Annotated in this window: 16 protein-coding genes; 10 read left to right on the top strand and 6 right to left on the bottom strand. The window is 70.4% G+C overall.

The features are described 5' to 3' along the window. Positions 1-8: 8 nt before the first annotated feature. The 5 genes from gcvT (at position 9) to EGM46_RS03905 (ending at position 5,811) form a co-directional block, all read left to right on the top strand. Positions 9-1,124 carry a glycine cleavage system aminomethyltransferase GcvT gene (gene gcvT, locus EGM46_RS03925; protein WP_125098864.1) on the top strand — a complete coding sequence of 372 codons (1,116 nt, stop codon included), beginning with the start codon at positions 9-11 and terminating at the stop codon, positions 1,122-1,124. Between the two features lie 59 nt (positions 1,125-1,183). Continuing rightward, positions 1,184-1,561, top strand: coding sequence for a glycine cleavage system protein GcvH (gene gcvH / locus EGM46_RS03920; RefSeq protein ID WP_125098863.1), 378 nt, complete (start codon positions 1,184-1,186; stop codon positions 1,559-1,561). Beyond that, complete coding sequence (gene glyA / locus EGM46_RS03915) at positions 1,558-2,880, top strand: serine hydroxymethyltransferase (RefSeq protein WP_125098862.1); 1,323 nt, start codon at positions 1,558-1,560, stop codon at positions 2,878-2,880. The genes gcvH and glyA overlap by 4 nt, the downstream gene beginning before the upstream one ends. A 78-nt stretch (positions 2,881-2,958) precedes the next feature. Beyond that, complete coding sequence (locus EGM46_RS03910) at positions 2,959-4,410, top strand: L-serine ammonia-lyase (protein WP_125098861.1); 1,452 nt, start codon at positions 2,959-2,961, stop codon at positions 4,408-4,410. A 27-nt stretch (positions 4,411-4,437) separates the two neighbouring features. Then, the gene (locus tag EGM46_RS03905) at positions 4,438-5,811 is read left to right on the top strand and encodes an MFS transporter (protein WP_125098860.1); all 1,374 of its coding nucleotides are present in this window, start codon (positions 4,438-4,440) and stop codon (positions 5,809-5,811) included. A 92-nt stretch (positions 5,812-5,903) separates the two neighbouring features. On the opposite strand, the gene EGM46_RS03900 is transcribed toward EGM46_RS03905, so the two are convergent. From EGM46_RS03900 to EGM46_RS03890, 3 genes are read right to left on the bottom strand one after another with little or no spacing between them, the layout of a single operon-like run. After that, a complete protein-coding gene (locus tag EGM46_RS03900) occupies positions 5,904-6,857 on the bottom strand; it encodes a TAXI family TRAP transporter solute-binding subunit (RefSeq protein WP_125098859.1) in 954 nt (317 codons plus the stop codon). Further along, positions 6,854-8,239 carry a sensor histidine kinase gene (locus EGM46_RS03895; protein WP_125098858.1) on the bottom strand — a complete coding sequence of 462 codons (1,386 nt, stop codon included), beginning with the start codon at positions 8,237-8,239 and terminating at the stop codon, positions 6,854-6,856. Before EGM46_RS03895 ends, EGM46_RS03900 begins: the two co-directional genes overlap by 4 nt. After that, positions 8,239-8,892, bottom strand: coding sequence for a response regulator transcription factor (locus EGM46_RS03890; protein ID WP_125098857.1), 654 nt, complete (start codon positions 8,890-8,892; stop codon positions 8,239-8,241). The genes EGM46_RS03895 and EGM46_RS03890 overlap by 1 nt, the downstream gene beginning before the upstream one ends. A gap of 124 nt (positions 8,893-9,016) precedes the next feature. On the opposite strand from EGM46_RS03890, the gene EGM46_RS03885 reads away from it, so the two are divergent. Together EGM46_RS03885 and EGM46_RS03880 are read left to right on the top strand one after the other, a co-directional pair. Beyond that, on the top strand, positions 9,017-11,200 hold the full coding sequence (locus tag EGM46_RS03885) for a TRAP transporter permease (RefSeq protein ID WP_125098856.1): 2,184 nt from the start codon (positions 9,017-9,019) through the stop codon (positions 11,198-11,200). Positions 11,201-11,271: 71 nt separating this feature from the next. Further along, entirely contained in the window at positions 11,272-12,303 is a 1,032-nt protein-coding gene (locus tag EGM46_RS03880; RefSeq protein ID WP_125098855.1) for a TAXI family TRAP transporter solute-binding subunit, read from the top strand. Positions 12,304-12,319: 16 nt separating this feature from the next. On the opposite strand, the gene EGM46_RS03875 is transcribed toward EGM46_RS03880, so the two are convergent. Continuing rightward, positions 12,320-13,744, bottom strand: coding sequence for an MBL fold metallo-hydrolase (locus EGM46_RS03875; protein ID WP_125098854.1), 1,425 nt, complete (start codon positions 13,742-13,744; stop codon positions 12,320-12,322). 43 nt (positions 13,745-13,787) lie between these two features. Then, positions 13,788-13,973, bottom strand: a complete 186-nt coding sequence (locus EGM46_RS03870; protein ID WP_125098853.1) for a hypothetical protein — start codon at positions 13,971-13,973, stop codon at positions 13,788-13,790. A gap of 114 nt (positions 13,974-14,087) precedes the next feature. Between EGM46_RS03870 and EGM46_RS03865 the strand changes: the two genes are divergently transcribed. From EGM46_RS03865 to EGM46_RS03855, 3 genes are all read left to right on the top strand, one after another. Continuing rightward, positions 14,088-14,396 (top strand): metal-sensitive transcriptional regulator, encoded by a 309-nt coding sequence (locus EGM46_RS03865; RefSeq protein ID WP_125098852.1) that lies wholly within the window; start codon positions 14,088-14,090, stop codon positions 14,394-14,396. Then, positions 14,393-14,860, top strand: a complete 468-nt coding sequence (locus EGM46_RS03860) for a GNAT family N-acetyltransferase (RefSeq protein WP_206427487.1) — start codon at positions 14,393-14,395, stop codon at positions 14,858-14,860. The genes EGM46_RS03865 and EGM46_RS03860 overlap by 4 nt, the downstream gene beginning before the upstream one ends. Positions 14,861-14,978: 118 nt before the next feature. After that, entirely contained in the window at positions 14,979-15,926 is a 948-nt protein-coding gene (locus tag EGM46_RS03855; protein ID WP_125098851.1) for a helix-turn-helix transcriptional regulator, read from the top strand. On the opposite strand, the gene EGM46_RS03850 is transcribed toward EGM46_RS03855, so the two are convergent. After that, positions 15,839-17,062: an MFS transporter gene (locus EGM46_RS03850; protein ID WP_125098850.1), complete on the bottom strand. Its 1,224-nt coding sequence runs from the start codon at positions 17,060-17,062 to the stop codon at positions 15,839-15,841. The two genes, EGM46_RS03855 and EGM46_RS03850, sit on opposite strands and share 88 nt — an antisense overlap. Positions 17,063-17,441 lie beyond the last annotated feature (379 nt).

Genomic DNA, 17,441 nt, shown 5'->3' with positions numbered 1-17,441 from the left:
AGCACCCGATGACGAGCACGCCCCGACACACCGCACTGCACCCTGAGCACGCCGAACTCGGCGCATCGTTCACCGACTTCGGCGGCTGGGACATGCCGCTGAAGTACGGCTCCGAACTCGCCGAGCACCGCGCCGTGCGCGAGGCCGCTGGCCTCTTCGACCTCTCGCACATGGGCGAGATCCGCGTCACCGGCCCCGACGCCGCCGCGTTCCTCAACACCGCGCTCGTCGGCAACCTCGCCGTGATCGCGGTCGGCCGCGCGAAGTACTCGCTGATCTGCGACGCGGACGGCGGGATCATCGACGACCTGATCACGTACCGGCTGGGCGACGAGGAGTTCCTCGTCGTGCCGAACGCGGGCAATGCCCCCGTGGTCGCCGCCGAGTTCGCCGCGCGCGCGGACGGCTTCGACGTGACGATCGCGGACGAGTCCGCCGACACGAGCCTCATCGCCGTGCAGGGGCCGGCCTCCGTTGCGATCCTGCTCGAGCTCGTGCCAGCCGCGCAGCACGACACCGTGCGCGAGCTGAAGTACTACGCCGCGGTGCCCGTGACGGTCGCTGGCCTCGACGTGCTCCTCGCGCGCACCGGCTACACGGGCGAGGACGGCTTCGAACTGTACGTGCCGAACGCGTCGGCCGCCGAGCTGTGGCGCGCGCTGCTCACCGCCGGCGCGCCGCACGGCCTCATCCCAGCCGGGCTCGCCGCGCGCGACTCGCTGCGCCTTGAGGCGGGGATGCCGCTCTACGGCAACGAACTCAGCCGTGAGATCACTCCGTTCGAGGCCGGCCTCGGCCCCGTCGTCTCCTTTAAGAAGGCCGAGCAGTTCGTCGGCCGCGCGGCGCTTGAGGCGCGCCGCGAGAGCGCGCCGAGCCGCGTGCTCGTCGGCCTCCGCGGCACCGGCCGGCGCGCCGGCCGCGCCGGCTACGCCGTGCTCGCGGGGGAGCAGCAGATCGGTGAGGTGACGAGCGGGCAGCCCTCGCCAACGCTCGGCTTCCCGATCGCGCTCGCGTCGATCGACCCGGCGTTCGCGGCCCCAGGCACGGAGCTGAGCGTCGATCTGCGCGGCAAGCCGGAGATGTTCGTCGTCGTCGACACCCCGTTCTACCGTCGCGCCCAGTAGCCGCGGCGCCCCCATTCAACCGTTACACCCAGCATCCCGACAGGAAAAAAGGACACATCATGAGCAAGGTTCAGACCGGACTGCAGTACTCCGCCGAGCACGAGTGGATCACCGACGAGTCGCCCGCGACGATCGGCGTCACCGAAGTTGCCGCTGACGCGCTCGGCGAGGTCGTCTACGTCGACCTCCCCGCCGTCGGCAGCGCCGTCACCGCAGGCGACCCCTGCGGCGAGATCGAGTCGACGAAGTCGGTCTCCGAGATCTACTCGCCCGTGACCGGCGAGGTCGTCGAAGTCAACCAGGCCGTCATCGACGACCCGGCGCTCGTCAACTCGGATCCGTACGGCGCGGCCTGGCTGTTCAAGGTCGCCGTGACCGAGTTCGGCCCGCTGCTCAGCGCTGAGCAGTACGCCGCAGACAACGGGGCAGAGTTGTGACCCGCTTCACGCCCATCCCCGCGGCGTCGCTGAACGCCCCGATCGCCGAGCTCGACCCGGAGGTCGCCGAGCGCATCGACGCCGAGCTCGCCCGCCAGCGCCGCGGGCTCGAAATGATCGCCTCGGAGAACCACACCGCGGTCGCGGTGATGCAGGCGCAGGGCTCGGTGCTGACGAACAAGTACGCCGAGGGCTACCCAGGGCGCCGCTACTACGGGGGCTGCGAGGAAGTCGACGTCATCGAGACGCTCGCGATCGACCGCGTGAAGGCGCTGTTCGGAGCCGAGTTCGCGAACGTGCAGCCGCACTCGGGCGCGCAGGCGAACGCCGCGGTGATGCACGCGCTGATCCGACCGGGCGACACGATCCTCGGACTCAACCTCGCACACGGCGGTCACCTCACGCACGGCATGAAGATCAACTTCTCCGGCCGGCTGTACGAGGTCGCGGCGTACGGCGTCGACGAGGAGACGCTGCGCGTCGACATGGACGAGGTGGCGCGCCTCGCGCGTGAGCACCAGCCGAAGCTCATCATCGCCGGCTGGAGCGCGTACCCGCGCCGCCTCGACTTCGAGCGCTTCCGTGCGATCGCCGACGAGGTGGGCGCGTACCTCATGGTCGACATGGCGCACTTCGCCGGCCTCGTGGCCGCCGGGCTGCACCCGAACCCCGTGCCGCACGCGCACGTGACCACGTCGACGACGCACAAGACGCTCGCCGGCCCGCGCGGCGGCATCATCCTCTCCAACGATCCCGAGATCGCGAAGAAGATCAACTCTGCGGTGTTCCCCGGCCAGCAGGGCGGGCCGCTTGAGCACGTGATCGCGGGGAAGGCGGTCGCGTTCGGCGTCGCGGCGACCCCCGAGTTCGCCGAGCGCCAGCAGCGCACCGTGATGGGCGCGCGCATCCTCGCCGAGCGCCTCGTCCGCGAGGACGTCACCGAGCGCGGTATCAGCGTGCTGACCGGCGGCACCGACGTGCACCTCGTGCTCGTCGACCTGCGCGGCTCCGAGCTCGACGGTCAGGCGGCGGAGGATCTGCTCGCCGCCGTGGAGATCACGGTGAACCGCAACGCGGTGCCGTTCGACCCGCGGCCGCCGATGGTGACGAGCGGGCTGCGCATCGGCACGCCGGCGCTCGCCACGCGCGGCTTCGGTGAGGCGGCGTTCGCCGAGGTGGCGGACATTATCGCCGAGACGCTGATCGCCGGAACCGCCGAGGGCGGGGCCGACCCGGCCGTGCTTGCCGCACTCCGCGCACGCGTCGACGTGCTCGCGGCGGAGCATCCCCTCTACCCGGGGATCGCCCCGCTCAGCTAGGCGGCGCATCACACGCTCCCGCCGGGCGCCGCAGCGCACCCGGCGGGAGACCGCACACCGACACCCGCAGGAGGCAACGTGGCCATCAGCGTCTTCGACCTATTCTCGGTCGGCATCGGGCCCTCGAGCTCGCACACCGTCGGCCCCATGCGGGCCGCGCACCGCTTCGCAACGCACCTGCGGGAGAGTGGGATCCTGCCGGGCGTCGCCGGCCTGCGCGTCGACCTCTACGGCTCGCTCGCCGCGACCGGGCACGGCCACGGCACGCTCACCGCCGTGCTGCTCGGGCTCGAGGGCTGCGACCCCGAGACCGTGCTACCCGCCGAGGTGGACGCCGCGCTCGCGCGGATGGAGCGCGACGGCACGGTGCTGCTCGGGGAACGGCTGGGCCCGGAGCCGGGCACACCGCCCGGCCACGCGGTCGCGCACGCGATCCCGTTTCGCGCATCCGACATCGTGCTCCGTCCACTCACCGTGCTGCCGACGCACACGAACGGGATGACGCTCGGCGTCACCGATGCCGCGGGGGAGCTGCTGCTCGAGGAGACCTACTTCTCCGTCGGCGGTGGCTTCATCGTGCGCGAGGGCGCGGAGGAGCGCGTGCAGGATCAGCTCGAGTCGACGCTCGCCGAGCTGCCGTACCCGTTCACCACGGCGGCCGAGCTGCTCCAGTACTCCGAGGAGACCGGGCTCTCGCTCGCCGGGCTCATGCTGGAGAACGAGAAAGCGCACCGCAGCGAGGCGGAGGTGCGCGATGCGCTGTGCCACATCTGGGACGTGATGGAGGCCTGCAAGGACTCGGCGCTTGAGCGCACCGGCGTGCTGCCCGGCGGGCTGAACGTTCGGCGCCGCGCGCCCGAGTGGCACCGCAGGCTGAGCGAGCAGGATCCCGATCGAGACCCCGTGTACTGGCAGGAGTGGATCAACCTCGTGGCGCTCGCCGTCAACGAGGAGAACGCGTCGGGCGGCCGCGTGGTGACCGCGCCGACAAACGGGGCGGCTGGCATCATCCCTGCGGTGCTGTTCTACGCGACGCACTACGCGCCGGGCGCCGCGGACTGGTCGGCGGCGCAGAAGCGCCGCGCGATCGCCGACTTCCTGCTCGCGGCTGGCGCGGTCGGCGTGCTCTACAAGGAGCAGGCGTCGATCTCGGGCGCCGAGGTGGGGTGCCAGGGTGAGGTGGGATCCGCCTCGTCGATGGCCGCGGCCGGGCTCGCCCAGGTGCTCGGCGGCACGCCGCAGCAGGTGGAGAACGCCGCGGAGATCGCGATGGAGCACAACCTCGGCCTCACCTGCGATCCGATCGGCGGGCTCGTGCAGATCCCCTGCATCGAGCGCAACGCGATCGCGGCATCGAAGGCCGTGAACGCGGCGAAGATGGCGCTCATGGGTGACGGCTCGCACCACGTCACCCTCGATCAGGTCATCGCGACGATGCGCGAGACGGGGCGCGACATGAGCGAGAAGTACAAGGAAACCGCGATGGGCGGCCTCGCCGTGAGCGTGTCGGTGGGAGTGGTCGAGTGCTAACGGCCAGTTGGCCTCTACGATGATCCTATGAGTGATCACCGCACGAGCCCCGAGCGCTCGCTGTCGCAGCGGCTCGACGCGCTGCCCTTCACGAAGAAGCACGGGCGCCTCCTCACCGGATCGGGGCTCGGCTGGGCGCTCGACGCGATGGACGTCGGCCTCATCTCGTTCATCATCGCGGCGCTCACCCAGCACTGGGGGATCACCACCGGCGAGGCCGGGCTCATCGCCTCGATCGGGTTCGTCGGCATGGCGATCGGCGCGAGCCTCGGCGGGCTGCTCGCCGACCGCTTCGGCCGCCGCCAGATCTTCGCGCTCACCCTCCTCATCTACGGCTTGGCGACGGGCGCGAGCGCGCTCGTCGGCGGGGTGGCCGCGCTGCTCGTGCTGCGCTTCCTCGTCGGCCTCGGCCTGGGCGCCGAGCTGCCGGTCGCGTCGACGTACGTGAGCGAGTTCGCGCCCGCGCGCATCCGCGGCAGGCTCATCGTGATCCTCGAGGCCTTCTGGGCGGTCGGGTGGACCGCGGCCGCCGTCATCGGCTACTTCGTCGTGCCGGCCTCCGAGAACGGTTGGCGCTGGGCCTTCGCGATCGGCGCGATCCCAGCGGTCTACGCGTTCGCGGTGCGCTGGGGGCTGCCCGAGTCGCCGCGCTGGCTCGCGGGCCGTGGCCGCACCGCCGAGGCCGAGCGCATCGTCGCCGACTTCGAGCGCTCAGCCGGCATCGAGCCGGGCGGCACCGCGCAGGCGGCTGCTGCGCCCGCTGCCGCGCCCGCTGCCGCAGCCCCGGTGGCGACCTCGGGCGGGAGCCGGCTCGCCGGGCTCTGGTCGCGCGAGTTCCGCGGCCGCACGCTCGCGATCTGGGCGATCTGGTTCTGCGTCAACTTCGCCTACTACGGCGCGTTCATCTGGATCCCGAGCATCCTCGTCGACGCCGGTTTCAGTCTCGTGCGCTCCTTCGGCTTCACGCTGATCATCACCCTCGCGCAGTTGCCCGGCTACGCGGTGGCGGCGTGGCTGATCGAGAAGTGGGGCCGCCGCCCAACGCTCTCCCTGTTCCTCGTCGGTTCCGCGGTCTCGGCGGTGCTCTTCGGCACGGTGCACACGGAGTCGGCGATCATCGCCTCTGGGATGGCGCTCTCGTTCTTCAACCTGGGCGCGTGGGGCGCGCTCTACGCGGTCACCCCGGAGATCTACCCGACCTCCATGCGCGGCACCGGTGCCGGCTGGGCCGCGGGGGTCGGGCGCATCGCGTCCATTATCGCGCCGCTGCTCGTCCCCGTGCTGCTCGCCGGCCCGGGCACGGGCTTCACGTTCGCGCTCTTCGCCGCGTTCTTCATCATCGCGGCGGCCGCGACGTGGGGCCTCGTCGACCGCCGCGGCGAGGCCCTCGACGACCGGTAGCGGCACTGCAGCGGCTGGGATCGGCACTGAGCTCGACTCGGGTGACGGGGATGTCGGCACTTCCCGGCCCGTGCGGCACGACCGGTTGGGCACTAGCCGTAACGCTCAACGTAGCGCGCTTGCGCTGCGGGGTGGAGCGGGATCGGGGTCGTACCGACGAGGGTCGGCGGGGACAGAAAGTGCACGCCGTACGAGGGGCTCGGAATGAGCAGCTCCGCGTCGTCGATGAGCAGGTCGACGAGCGTGCGCGCGTCGCGCTCGGGAAAGTCGGTGCGCACGAGCAGTAGGTTTGAGACGCCGATGGCGGGAAGGGGGTCGGCGCTCTCGTAGACTGCCGCTGGAACTGACGCCGGCTGATACACGGATCCGTGGCGCTTCGCGAGCTCCGGCACCGCCGCCTGGAGATCGAGCAGCGTCACCGGGTGGGTGTCACGGATCCGGTCGAGCTCCGGCACGGGGAGCCCGCCCGACCAGATCACCGCGTCGATCGTGCCAGCGGCGAGTGCGGTGACCGCGTCGGCGAGGTGGAGTTCGAGGAGCTCGACCGGGTGCGCGTTCGTGCCGAGGCCGAGCGCAGCGAGCACGCGTCGCGCTGACAGCGAGGTGCCGGATCCCGGTGCGCCGATCGAGATGCGCGCTCCGGTCAGGGAGGCTGGCACCGGTTGCGAGGGGAGCGGGCCTGTGCGGCTCACGATGCACTGCAGGTAATTCTGGTAGACGCGGCCGATCGCGAGCAGCCCGGCGCCGTGCTCGATTGCCGCGTCTGCGAGTGCGATGCCGAGGTCGGCGTCGCCCTGCGCGATGAGGTGGGTGTTCTCCGTGCTTCCTCCGGTGGTGAGCGCGCGGAGGCGGGTGCCGCGCCGTGCATATACTGCCCCGAGCTGCCTGCCGAATCGAATGTACGTGCCGCCCGGCTCACCGCACGCCATGCGCAGTTCGCGCGGAGTCGAGTGCCCAGCACACCCGGTGAGCACGATCCCCGCCGCGGCGGCGAAGCCCGCGCCGAGGAGCGTGCGTCGGGTGAGGTGGGCGCCTGCGCCGGTCACGGTTCCTCCGTCGCACTGGGGAGGCGGATATGTACTGCGAGTCCGCCCTCGGCTGCCGGCGCGAGGTGTGCCGTGCCGCCGTTCGCTCTCGCGAGGTGAGTGAGGATCGCGAGGCCGAGCCCGGTTCCCGGGGCACGAGCACCGTCCGCGCGCCAGAATCTTGCCTGCGCCTGTACCAGCTCTGCCTCGGTCAGCCCCGGCCCATCGTCGCTGATGGTGAGTTCTGTCCACTCCGCGTCGGCGGCGATCGTCACCGAGACCGTTGCGCCTGCCCCCGCGTAGTTCTGCGCGTTCTCGAGCGCAATGGTGAGCATTTCTTCGACGTCAGAGAGCGCGATTGCGACGATGGCCGGGCCGCCGCTTGCGCGGAGTCGCTGCCCCAAGCGCTCGTGTGCGACGCGGTGCGGGGCGGCGAGTGCCGCGGCGCTCGGGAGGAGCCGCACCCGTGGTTCTGACGTGGGCACCCCATTCTCGGCGGACGCGACGCGGTGCTCGACGCCGGCGAGTCGCAGCATCCGGTTCACGATCCGCTCCAACCGTTCGGTGTCCTCGTTGATCATGCGGAGATCGTCGGGCGTTGCAGTGCCGAGTTCCTGCGCGTCGAGTCTCAGCCGGATCGCTGCGAGTGGGTTTCGGAGTTGATGCGATGCATCAGCGACGAACGCGCGCTGCTGCGCGAGCGCGTGCGTCACCCCCGCAGCCATGGTGTCGAAGTTGGTCGCAAGGGCGCGGAGCTCCGGTGGCCCGCTCGGCGAGAGCCGCGGCGCCGCATGGTCGGGCAGGGCTCGGGTGGCAGCATCAAGCGCACGGACCGGGCGCAGCACCCACCCGGTCCACCAGAGCGCGATGCTGGTGAGTCCGGTCAGGAGCGCAGCGGCGAGGAGCAGCGTAAGCGTCCACGCGCGAGCCACGTCGCGCTTCGCGAGTTGCAGATTCGCTTCGAGCACCAGAGTCCCAATGCTTGTTTCGACCCCGCCGATGACCGGCTCGGTGACGAGCACGCTCGCGTTGCTCCACGGGGTGAGCGAGTGAATGTCCCACGGCGGGAGGGTGCGCGCTGACGCGGTGACGAGCGCCGTGATGTCGGATCGCTTCGGATCGATCCCGCCGGTCGACGCGACCGTGCGCCCGGCGGCGTCGATCACGAGCACCGGCTCGTCGTAGAGGAGCTCATGGCGATCGATGTGCTCCTGCAGTGCGGACACCGCACCGTCGTCGATCGCGCGCTTCGCGACGAGAGCGAGATGCTCGGCGGATTCCTGCCTGGTCAGCATGACACGCTGGGCGCGCGAGTCAGCGATGTGGGTCATCGTGGGCACGAGCAGCGCGATGACGAGCACCACGCTAAACAGCAGCAGCGGGATCAGGACCGCGCGCCGCACTACGCCTCCAAGCGGTAGCCGTACCCGCGGATCGTGGTAATGGTTGCTGCCTCGGCGATCTTGTGCCTGAGCGCCGCGAGGTGGACATCGAACGCACGAGATCTTGTCGCAAACGCCGCACCCCAGACCGCGTCAACAATATGCTCTCGGCTCACCGCTGTGCCGAGATGCTGGGCGAGCAGGGCGAGGAGCTCGAACTCAGTGCGCGTCAACTGGATGTCCCTGCCGTGCGCGGTCACGCGCCGCGCGGCGATGCCGATCTGGAGTTCGCCCGCGATCACCTCGTCGCGCGCCTGCACGGACTGGCGGCGCCGAGCGACCACGTCGATGCGCGCGAACAGCTCGCGCAGTCGCACGGGCTTCACGAGGTAGTCGTCGGCCCCGAGCCGCAGGCCGAGCACGGTCGAACGCTCATCGCCGCGCGCGGTCACCACGATGATCGGAGTCTCGCCCAGCTGGCGCATACGGCGGATCACCTCGAAGCCGTCGCCGTCCTCGAGCCCGAGATCGAGCAGTATGAGATCGGCACCGCCGAAGTTCCGGAGCGCGTCATCGCCCCGGGTCACGTGGGTCACCGTGTGGCCTCCCTGCGACAGCTGGGTGGCGAGCACGGCGGCGAGCGAGCGGTCGTCCTCGACGATGAGAAGGTCCATTCCCTCAGCGTAGGCAACGCGCAGCCAGTCCCGCTTCTCCTTGAGTGGTGAGAAGCGTTAAGGGAGCGTAAGGATTGCGCAGCGCCACATCCCGGCAACGCAATTGCGGGTTAGCGTGCCCGGTATGAACTCCAAGGATGTAGTGCGTACGGGCGACCCCGCCCCAGACGAATCAGGGCCGATTGCCCTGCGCGATGCCCCGCCCACCACGAATGTGCCGGTGCCGGAGGACATCATCACCGAGTACGACGAGGAGTTGCCGTCGCGCAAGCTTCCCCAGACGTTTGAGCGAGTGGTCATGGCGTACTGCTTTCTCGTCGCAGGGTTCGTGCTCTATCAGGTGTTCTTTCCGCTGCGGCAGGGCACTCAGTTCTCGCTGATCGCGTTCCTCTCCGCAACGCTGCCGCTCACGTTCTTGCTCTACCGCGGGCGGACGCGAGCGACCGTCGCGTCGGGCAAGCGCGACGTCCCCGGGTGGTTCGACATCGCCCTCACCGTGATCGCGGCGATCGTGTGCACCTACCCGATCCTGCCCATCGTGATCGGCGACGGCGGGGGCGGCTTCGATGCGTTCCTGGATCGGCAGGGCACCCTCGCCACCATCGACATCATCGCGGGAGCGCTGCTCACACTGCTGGTGCTGGAGGCGACCAGGCGTACGACCGGGCTCGTGCTCCCGATCTTCTGCGTCGTGTTCTTCCTCTTCGCCTATTACGGCGGCTACCTGCCGCTGAACTGGTCGATCAGCCACGGCGGGGTGAGCTTCAGCCAGATCATCAATGGCTTCTACAACGATCAGTCCGGCTTCTTCGGCACACCGCTGAGCGTCGCCGCAACCTACATCGTGCTGTTCATCTTCTACGGCCAGGTGCTCGCAGCCACCGGCGCCGGCAGGTTCTTCGTGAACTTCTCCTTCTCGCTCTTTCACAAGTCACGCTCGGCGGCAGGGCGCACGGTCGTCACGAGCGGTTTCCTGCTCGGCACCGTCTCGGGGTCCGGCACGGCGACCGCCGTGACGCTCGGCTCGCTCGCCTGGCCGATCCTGCGCAAGGCGGGGTACCCGCGTGAGAACGCCGGCGGCATGCTCGCGGCGGCGGGCATCGGCGCGATCCTGTCCCCGCCGACGCTGGGTGCCGCGGCCTTCATCATCGCTGAGTACCTCGGCGTCTCCTACCTTGAGGTGATGATCTGGGCGATCGTGCCGACGATCCTCTACTATGCGGGGATCTTCGTCGCCGTCGAGATCGATGCGCGCCGCTTCTCCACCCGTCCGGTTGAGGCCTCGAAGCACCGCTCCTGGGACCTCTTCACCCGATTCGGCTATCACTTCCTCTCGCTCGCCGTGATCGTGGTGTTCCTCGCGCTCGGCCTCCCGCCGTTTCGCGCGATCGTCTACGCGACGGGCGTTGCCGCGCTGTTTGGCCTGATCGAGCGCGTGGTGTCTCGCCGTGACCCGCTCGACGAGGACGCGACAGCGAAGCCGCTGCCCGCCGCGCTTGCCGACTATGCTGCCGCGCTCTACGGTGCCCTCGCGAATGGTGTGCGCGCCTCGATCCCCGTGGTTGCGGTGTGCGCGGCCGCCGGAATCATCACCAGCGTCATCGTGAAGACTGGTGTCGGGCTCACCTTTGCGCAGATGCTCGTTGCGGCGGGGGAAGCCGTGAGCAGTAACCCGCAGATCATTCTCATCGTTACCGCGCTCCTCGCTGCAGTCGCGATCACGCTCCTCGGGCTCGCGGTGCCGGTCACGGCCTCGTTCATCATCTCGTGGGTGATCATCGGGCCAGCACTCATCTCCCTGGGCGTTGAGCGCCCCGAGGTTGCGATGTTCATCTTCTACTACGCGGTGCTCTCCGAGGTGTCGCCCCCCACCGCGCTCGCGGCGGTCGCCGCCGCGGCCCTCACCGGCGGGGCCACGATGAAAACCATGTGGCAGGCGATGAAGTACGCCCTGCCAGCTTTCCTCGCCCCGCTCGCCTTCGTGCTCACCCCGGCTGGCGGCAGCCTGCTCTTGAACGGCGAGTGGGGGACCACGCTCTGGGTCACCGCGGTCTCGCTCTTCGCGGTCGCCGCGCTCGCTGCGGCAACCGGCGGCTGGGCGTTCGGGCGGGCCTATTGGCCCGAGCGAGTGCTCTTCGTGATCGGTGCGATCTTCTGCCTCTACCTGGAGGCGCCGTCGATCATCACCGGCATCGTCATCGTGGCGATCGCCGCCGCGATCAACTACGCCAGGGTGCGCCGCGACCCGGACAGCGCGATTGGCAGTCCAGCACCGCGCAGGCAGCGCGTCCCCGCATCGCTCGCCTGATCCAGCAGCGCCGGGCCCCGGGACCCGAAGACCGCAGACTGACCCCTGTCCCACGATCAAAGGAGCACCACATGTTCACTCACTCACGATCCACCCGCGTCGCCCTCAGCATCGCGGGGCTCGCGCTGGCCGCAGCGTCACTCACCGCGTGCGGCGGCCAGCAACCCCGCGGCGAAGCAGGGAGCAGCAGTGACAGCGCCGGCGCGGCCGCGGGCAGCTGCGAGGCCCCAGCCGGGCAGCTGAAAGTCGCCACCGGCAACTCCACCGGGGTGTACTACGTGCTCGGCGGCGCGATCACGAACCTGCTGAGCGCGGAGACCCCGCTGCGCGCAACGGCATCGGAGACGGGCGCGTCGGTGCAGAATATCGAGCAGCTGGTCAACGGCGACTACGACGTCGCATTCTCGCTCGCCGACACCGCGGCCGACGCTGCGACCGGTGGTGGGGTCTTCGACGGCCCGCAGCCGATCGAGGCGCTCGGCGTGATCCACTCCAACTACACCCAGGTCGTGGTGCGCAAGGGGGCAGGGATCAGCTCGCTCGAGGACATGCGCGGGAAGACCGTGTCGACCGGTTCGCCCAAGTCGGGCACCGAGGTGATCGCCCTTCGCCTCCTCGAGAGCGCTGGGCTCGACCCCACTGTCGACGTCAACTCCCAGCGCCTCGACCTCTCAACGAGTATTGACGGGCTCGTCAATGGAAGCCTCGACGCGGTGTTCTGGTCGGGTGGCCTGCCCACCCCGAACCTCACCGAGCTGTTCACTGCGAACGCCGACACCGTCGAGTTCATCGACATCACTCCCGCGCTGCCGAAGATGGCGGACCTCAACCCCGCGTACACCGCCGGCACCATCGCCGCGGAGACATACGGGCTTGCCGCCGACGTGCCGACGATTGTCGTGGCCAACATGCTGCTCGTCCGCGACGACTTCGACGACGAGACCGCATGCGCGATCGACCGCACCGTGTGGAGCAACATTGACGCACTCGCGAAGGTGCACTCGTCGGCGACGGAGCTCGACGCCGAGCGCGCGCTCGATACCGATCCGGTGCCGCTGAACGCGGGGGCGAAGCGCGCGCTCGAGGAACTCGCGGGGGAGTAGCGGCCCCCTGCCGGGACTATCTCGGCTGTGCTGACTCCTCGTGCGCCAGCCAGCCGAGATAGCTGCCCGCGAGCTCGACCACGTCGAAGCCCTCGCGGCGCAGTGCGCTCGCGATCACGCTGACCCGCACGCCGCTGCGGCAGTGCGCCACGATGGTGCCTCCGGCAGCCAACCCGTCGAGGTTCCAGAGCGCGCGACCGGCCGACAGCTGCACCGCGCCGGGGATGTGGCCATCGGCGTACTCAGCGCGGCCGCGCACATCGAGGAGCTGGACGTGCGGGAAGTCGGCGAGCTCCGCCGGCGTCACGCTCGGCACCGGCGCGAGCGGCAGTCCATCGAGCGAACGCACGAACCCCGCCACCGTGTCGATGCCAACGCGCACGGCGTGTGCGCGGAACTCCGTCGCCTCGGTGGCGCTCGCCGCGAGCACCACGAGCGGCCGCGTCTCCCGATCGGGATCGAGGGCCCACGCGCCGTAGCTTGCCGCCTTCGCGGGGCCGGGGATGTTCAGGCTACCGGGCACCGTGCCGGCGCGCACGAGCGAGGCGTCCCTCGTATCGATCAGGATCGCGCGGTCCGCGGCGAGTTCCTCGCGCAGCGCAGCGGAGGTGAGCTCGGTGAGCTCGCCGGACTCGTCGAGCGCCGCGTCGTCGAGCAGCGCCGGCCCAAGCCGGTTCTCGCGCTTCATGCGAGCGAAGTAGGCGTGCGCGTCGGGCTGGCCGGACAGGAGTTCCGCGACGAAGCCCTCCTCGTCGTTCGCCGCGAGGAACGGTGCCCACCAGGCGAAGCGTCGCTCGTACCCCACCGAGGTGCTCGGCACGGCGCCGAGCGCCTTGCCGCACGCCGATCCCGAGCCGTGGCCCGGCAGTACCTGCACGTAGTCGGGGAGTGTGAGGAAGCGGTCACGCAGGCTCGCGAAGAGATCGCGCGCGCCCGCGAATCTGGAGTCGGTGGTCGCCTCCACCTCGTCGAGCAGATCGGGGCGCCCCACGTCGCCGACAAACACGAAGTCGCCGCTCAGCAGGAAGCCGGGCTCGGAGGCCTGTGCGCCGTCGGTCACGAGGTACGCGAGGTGCTCGGGGGTGTGGCCCGGCGTGTGCAGCGCGGTGACGGTGAGGTTGCCGATCCGGATCTCATCGCCGCCGTGGAGCCGCACCGCCCCGGCGAACTCGGCGCCGTACTGCCAGTCGGGCCCGCCCTCCGCGGAGACATACATCTGCGCGCCGGTGCGCGCAGCGATCTCGCGGGTGCCGGAGAGGTAGTCGGCGTGGATGTGTGTCTCGGCGACCGCGGTGATGCGCATGCCGTGCGCTGCGGCGAGCGCGAGTGCCTCCGCGGTGTCGCGGCGTGGATCAACGAGCAGTGCCTCGCCCGTGGCCTGGCAGCCGATCAGGTAGCTCGCCTGCGCGAGGTCGTCGTCGTACATGCGTTCCAGCAGCATGGGTGGCCTCTTCCTGGGTTCTCGATGCGGTGGGGTGTGCGGCTTAGCGGCCGAGCAGTCGGCCGAGGAAGCCGGGACGTTCGGCCTTGGCCTGCGCGATCTCTGCGGGGGAGTGCGTGCCGTCGCACCACTCGCCGCGCGGCACGCTCGCTTTGACCGCGGCGACGTGCTGGCCGCAGCCGGCCCAGGTGGTGCGCTGGCAGGTGGAACAGGTGGTGGGACGGCACATGGGCTGACTTCCAATCTCGTCGTGGATACCCCCGGGGGTATTTTCGGGGGTGGTCGCAATGATACCCCCGGGGGTATAGTTGATGTCAACCTGACTGATGAGAGGGGCCGGAACATGGCTGAGCAGCGCGCAGAGACCACGGCGGCGGGGGGCGTCGCCGTCGCACACGATCCCGAGTCCAAGCGCAAGGTCGTGAACCGGCTGCGCCGCGCGCACGGCCAGCTCGCGGCCGTGATCGATGCCGTCGAACAGGACGCGCACTGCCGCGACGTCGTGCAGCAGCTCTCCGCGGTGTCGAAGGCTCTGGATCGCGCGGGCTTCCTGGTCATCTCGAGCGCGCTGCGCGACTGCCTGGAGGATCCCGACGCCCCGGGCGCCGCCGACCCGGAGGAGCTCGAGAAGCTCTTCCTCTCGCTCGCGTGAGCGGGGAACTCCTGCGCGTTCGGCGCATGCGTGCGGCCGACTGGGAGTGGATCCAGGAGTGGTTCACCGATCCCAAGCTGAACGCCGAGCTCGGGCCGCTCGACGAGGACTGGCTCGCGCACGTGCTCGCCGACGAGACGGGGGTGGAACTCGTGGTGAGCGACGCTGGGGATCTCGCGGGGCCGCTCGCGCTCGTCGGCTGCGTCTGGGGGGACGACGCGCACGCGCACACCGTCTCGGATCTCGCGGTTGACCCCGCGCGCCGCGGCCAGGGGATCGGGCGCCGCGCGCTCGCCGCAGCGCTCGCCTGGCCGGAGCACCCAGGCGGCGGCGAGTGGGTGTCCTACGTCGATCTGGACAATCCCGAGGCGCACGCCTTCTTCACCGCGCTCGGCTGGGAGAACCGCGGCCTGAGCGACGGCATGACGGAGTTCGCGGCGCGCGTGCCCGGCCCCCGTGGCTAAGCCTCATTTTGTGTGAGTTTGATCCCCAATCCGCAGTGGATACTGGCGCAGAGTCGCCGCAATTCAGGAGTGGCGTGCCGCGCGGAATAGCGCGCGGCGCCCTCCCGTTGTACGAAGGGTGACCGAGCCAGAGACCACAGCATTCGATCGCCTGCTCGAAGACGTCGACCTCACCGTGCGTCGCACCGAGCGGCGGGAACTCGCCGCCCACCAGCGCGTGCGCGCCATCGCCGGGGTGACCACGCTTATCTACGTGCTCGCTGGGGAGCTGCGCGGCGCGGCCGCGCCGTCGTGCACGGTCGCCCGCGAGCACGGGCGCGTCACCACGGTACCGGGCGCGCCGGCTGCCGGGTTCGAAGCTGGCTCCGCGGTCGTGACGCTCGGCCGGGCGGCGCACTCGTTTGAGGCGGCGTGCGACACCACCGTGCTGATCGTGACGCTCGACCTCAGCGAGACCGCGCAGCGCCTGCACGAGCTGCTCCCCGAACCGCTCACTCTGCTCGGCTTCCCCGCGTTGGATCCGGCGGGTGCGGCGCTCGCCAGCAACATGGGCATCGTCGAGGCCACGCGACGCGGCGGCGACGCATCCCCGCCCGCGGCCGGCAGCAGCGTGGTGTGCCGGCTCATGGCCCGCACGGTGCTGCTCGCCGTGCTGCGCTCCTGGTACGGCGCGGGCTGCGCGCCACGCGGCTGGACCGCGCGAGCGTCCGATCCGCAGCTCGATCGGGTGATCTCCGCGATCCATCACGAGCCGGGCCGCGACTGGTCCCTGGAATCGCTTGCCGCGCTCGGCGCGATGTCACGGTCGGTGTTTGCACGCCGGTTCCGGGATTCGCTCGGGGCGACGCCCGGCCAGTACCTCGCGCGCATTCGCATGGAGGACGCGAAGCGCCGGCTCGCGACCGGCACCCCGGTGTCGCAGGTGTCCCGCGAACTGGGGTACGGCTCCGACGAGGGGTTCAGCCGCGCCTTCCGGCGTCACACCGGCGTGGTGCCCTCGCGCTGGCGGTGGGACACCCCGAAGAGCACCGCGCCGACAATGAGGAGCGCGGCTCCGATCCCGTAACCTGAGGCGATGCCGAGCGCGTCGATGAGTACGCCGCCGAGGCCGGCCGCCAGCGTGATGGCCGCCTGAAACCCCATCACCACGAGGGTGCCGCCAGCCTCCAGCCGGTCGGGCAGCCGGTGGCCCACCCACGTGTTCACGACGATGAGCCACGACGCGAAGCAGAAGCCCCAGACAAAGACTGCGGCCCCGACGAGCCAGAGCACGTGCGGAAGCGTCAGCGTGGTGAGTACGGCGGCAGCGATCGCGAGCGGCACGAGCACGGACAGCGCGGCGAACGAGCGATCAACGATCAGTCCGACGAGCACATTGCCGATCAGCCCGCCAGCGCCGAACAGCGCGAGCAGGACGACGATCGTGCCCGCGTCAACGGGGACGGCATCCGGCCCGACCGTGACGCGCTCGAGCGCCAGCCGCACGTAGGTGTACGCGAGGAAGTGACCGAACACCACGAGCGTGTGCCCCATGAGGCCGAGCGCGATGCCGGGGCGCGTGAAGGTGTGGCCCAGCGCGGCCAGGCTGCTCGTGCGTGCGGCCGGCACCGGCGGGAGCACGACGCGCACCACCACCGCGAGCATGGCCATCGCGACGCTCAGCCCGGCGAAGGCGAGATGCCAGTCTGCGAGCTCGGACACTGCGACACCGAGCGGCACGCCGGCGACGGTGGCGAGTGACATGCCCGCCGAGGTGAACATGATGGCCCGGCCGAGCCGCTCGGGCCCTGCGAGTTGCGCGGCGACGCTGATCGACATGGCCCAGAACGTGCTGATGGCGACGCCGAGCAGGAAGCGCGACGCGAGAATCAGCGGGAACGATGGCGCGAGCGCGACAATCAGGTTGGACACCGCGCCGAGCGCGGCCATGCCGGCGAGCAGGGCGCGGCGGTCCAGGCGGGGAAACACGAGCCCGATCGTGGGGGCGGCGATGAGTCCGGCGAGCGCGGTGATGCTGACGGTCTGCCCGGCTTGACCTGGGGTGACGCCGAGGCTCGCGGCCATTTCGGTGAGCACGCCGTTGGGCAGGAACTCGGCGGTGACGAGCAGGAAACTCATCGCCATCAGCGCGATGAGCCCGCCAATGCGCATGCGGCCTGGCGGGGTGGTGCGGGGGAGCGCGATGGGCGCGGTAGTGGTCATGGTTCCAGCGTGGTGCCGGATCGGGGCGTGCGCCCGACCGTGCGTCTGAGCTTCCCGACATTTCGTCTGCGGGGTGGTTCGGCCCGCCACACGCGCCGGCGACCCCCCCACACACACCCACATTTAGTGAGGGTGTGATCCGCTCACCGGATCGGATACCGGATCACACTCGCAGCGATCCGTTGTGGTGGCCGTCCCTGCCCGGGGTGACCAGCTGGCGAGCTGTGGCTCCCGCCAGCCGGCCCAGCCCCTGCTCAGAAAAGCAGCGAGTCTGATCCGATATGGGAACCCCAATCGGATCAGACTCGCACTAAATTGCCGGGGTCGGGGCCGGGGCCGGGGGAGGGGGCCGGGGCCGGAGCCGGGAACCAAGGGGGCG

The sequence above is a fragment of the Leucobacter chromiireducens genome, assembly GCF_003917135.1.
GTDB lineage: Bacteria > Actinomycetota > Actinomycetes > Actinomycetales > Microbacteriaceae > Leucobacter > Leucobacter chromiireducens_A.
Note: the sequence above shows the minus strand (reverse complement) of the source record. Positions and strands in the feature narration are given on the sequence as shown.

Excerpts from the sequence above, each read along its gene's own strand:
- EGM46_RS03885 (WP_125098856.1), top strand. The coding sequence starts at position 9,017 with ATGAACTCCAAGGATGTAGTGCGTACGGGCGACCCCGCCCCAGACGAA.
- EGM46_RS03875 (WP_125098854.1), bottom strand. The coding sequence starts at position 13,744 with ATGCTGCTGGAACGCATGTACGACGACGACCTCGCGCAGGCGAGCTAC.
- EGM46_RS03870 (WP_125098853.1), bottom strand. The coding sequence starts at position 13,973 with ATGTGCCGTCCCACCACCTGTTCCACCTGCCAGCGCACCACCTGGGCC.
- EGM46_RS03880 (WP_125098855.1), top strand. The coding sequence starts at position 11,272 with ATGTTCACTCACTCACGATCCACCCGCGTCGCCCTCAGCATCGCGGGG.
- EGM46_RS03865 (WP_125098852.1), top strand. The coding sequence starts at position 14,088 with ATGGCTGAGCAGCGCGCAGAGACCACGGCGGCGGGGGGCGTCGCCGTC.
- gcvH (WP_125098863.1), top strand. The coding sequence starts at position 1,184 with ATGAGCAAGGTTCAGACCGGACTGCAGTACTCCGCCGAGCACGAGTGG.
- gcvT (WP_125098864.1), top strand. The coding sequence starts at position 9 with ATGACGAGCACGCCCCGACACACCGCACTGCACCCTGAGCACGCCGAA.
- EGM46_RS03890 (WP_125098857.1), bottom strand. The coding sequence starts at position 8,892 with ATGGACCTTCTCATCGTCGAGGACGACCGCTCGCTCGCCGCCGTGCTC.
- EGM46_RS03850 (WP_125098850.1), bottom strand. The coding sequence starts at position 17,062 with ATGACCACTACCGCGCCCATCGCGCTCCCCCGCACCACCCCGCCAGGC.
- EGM46_RS03905 (WP_125098860.1), top strand. The coding sequence starts at position 4,438 with ATGAGTGATCACCGCACGAGCCCCGAGCGCTCGCTGTCGCAGCGGCTC.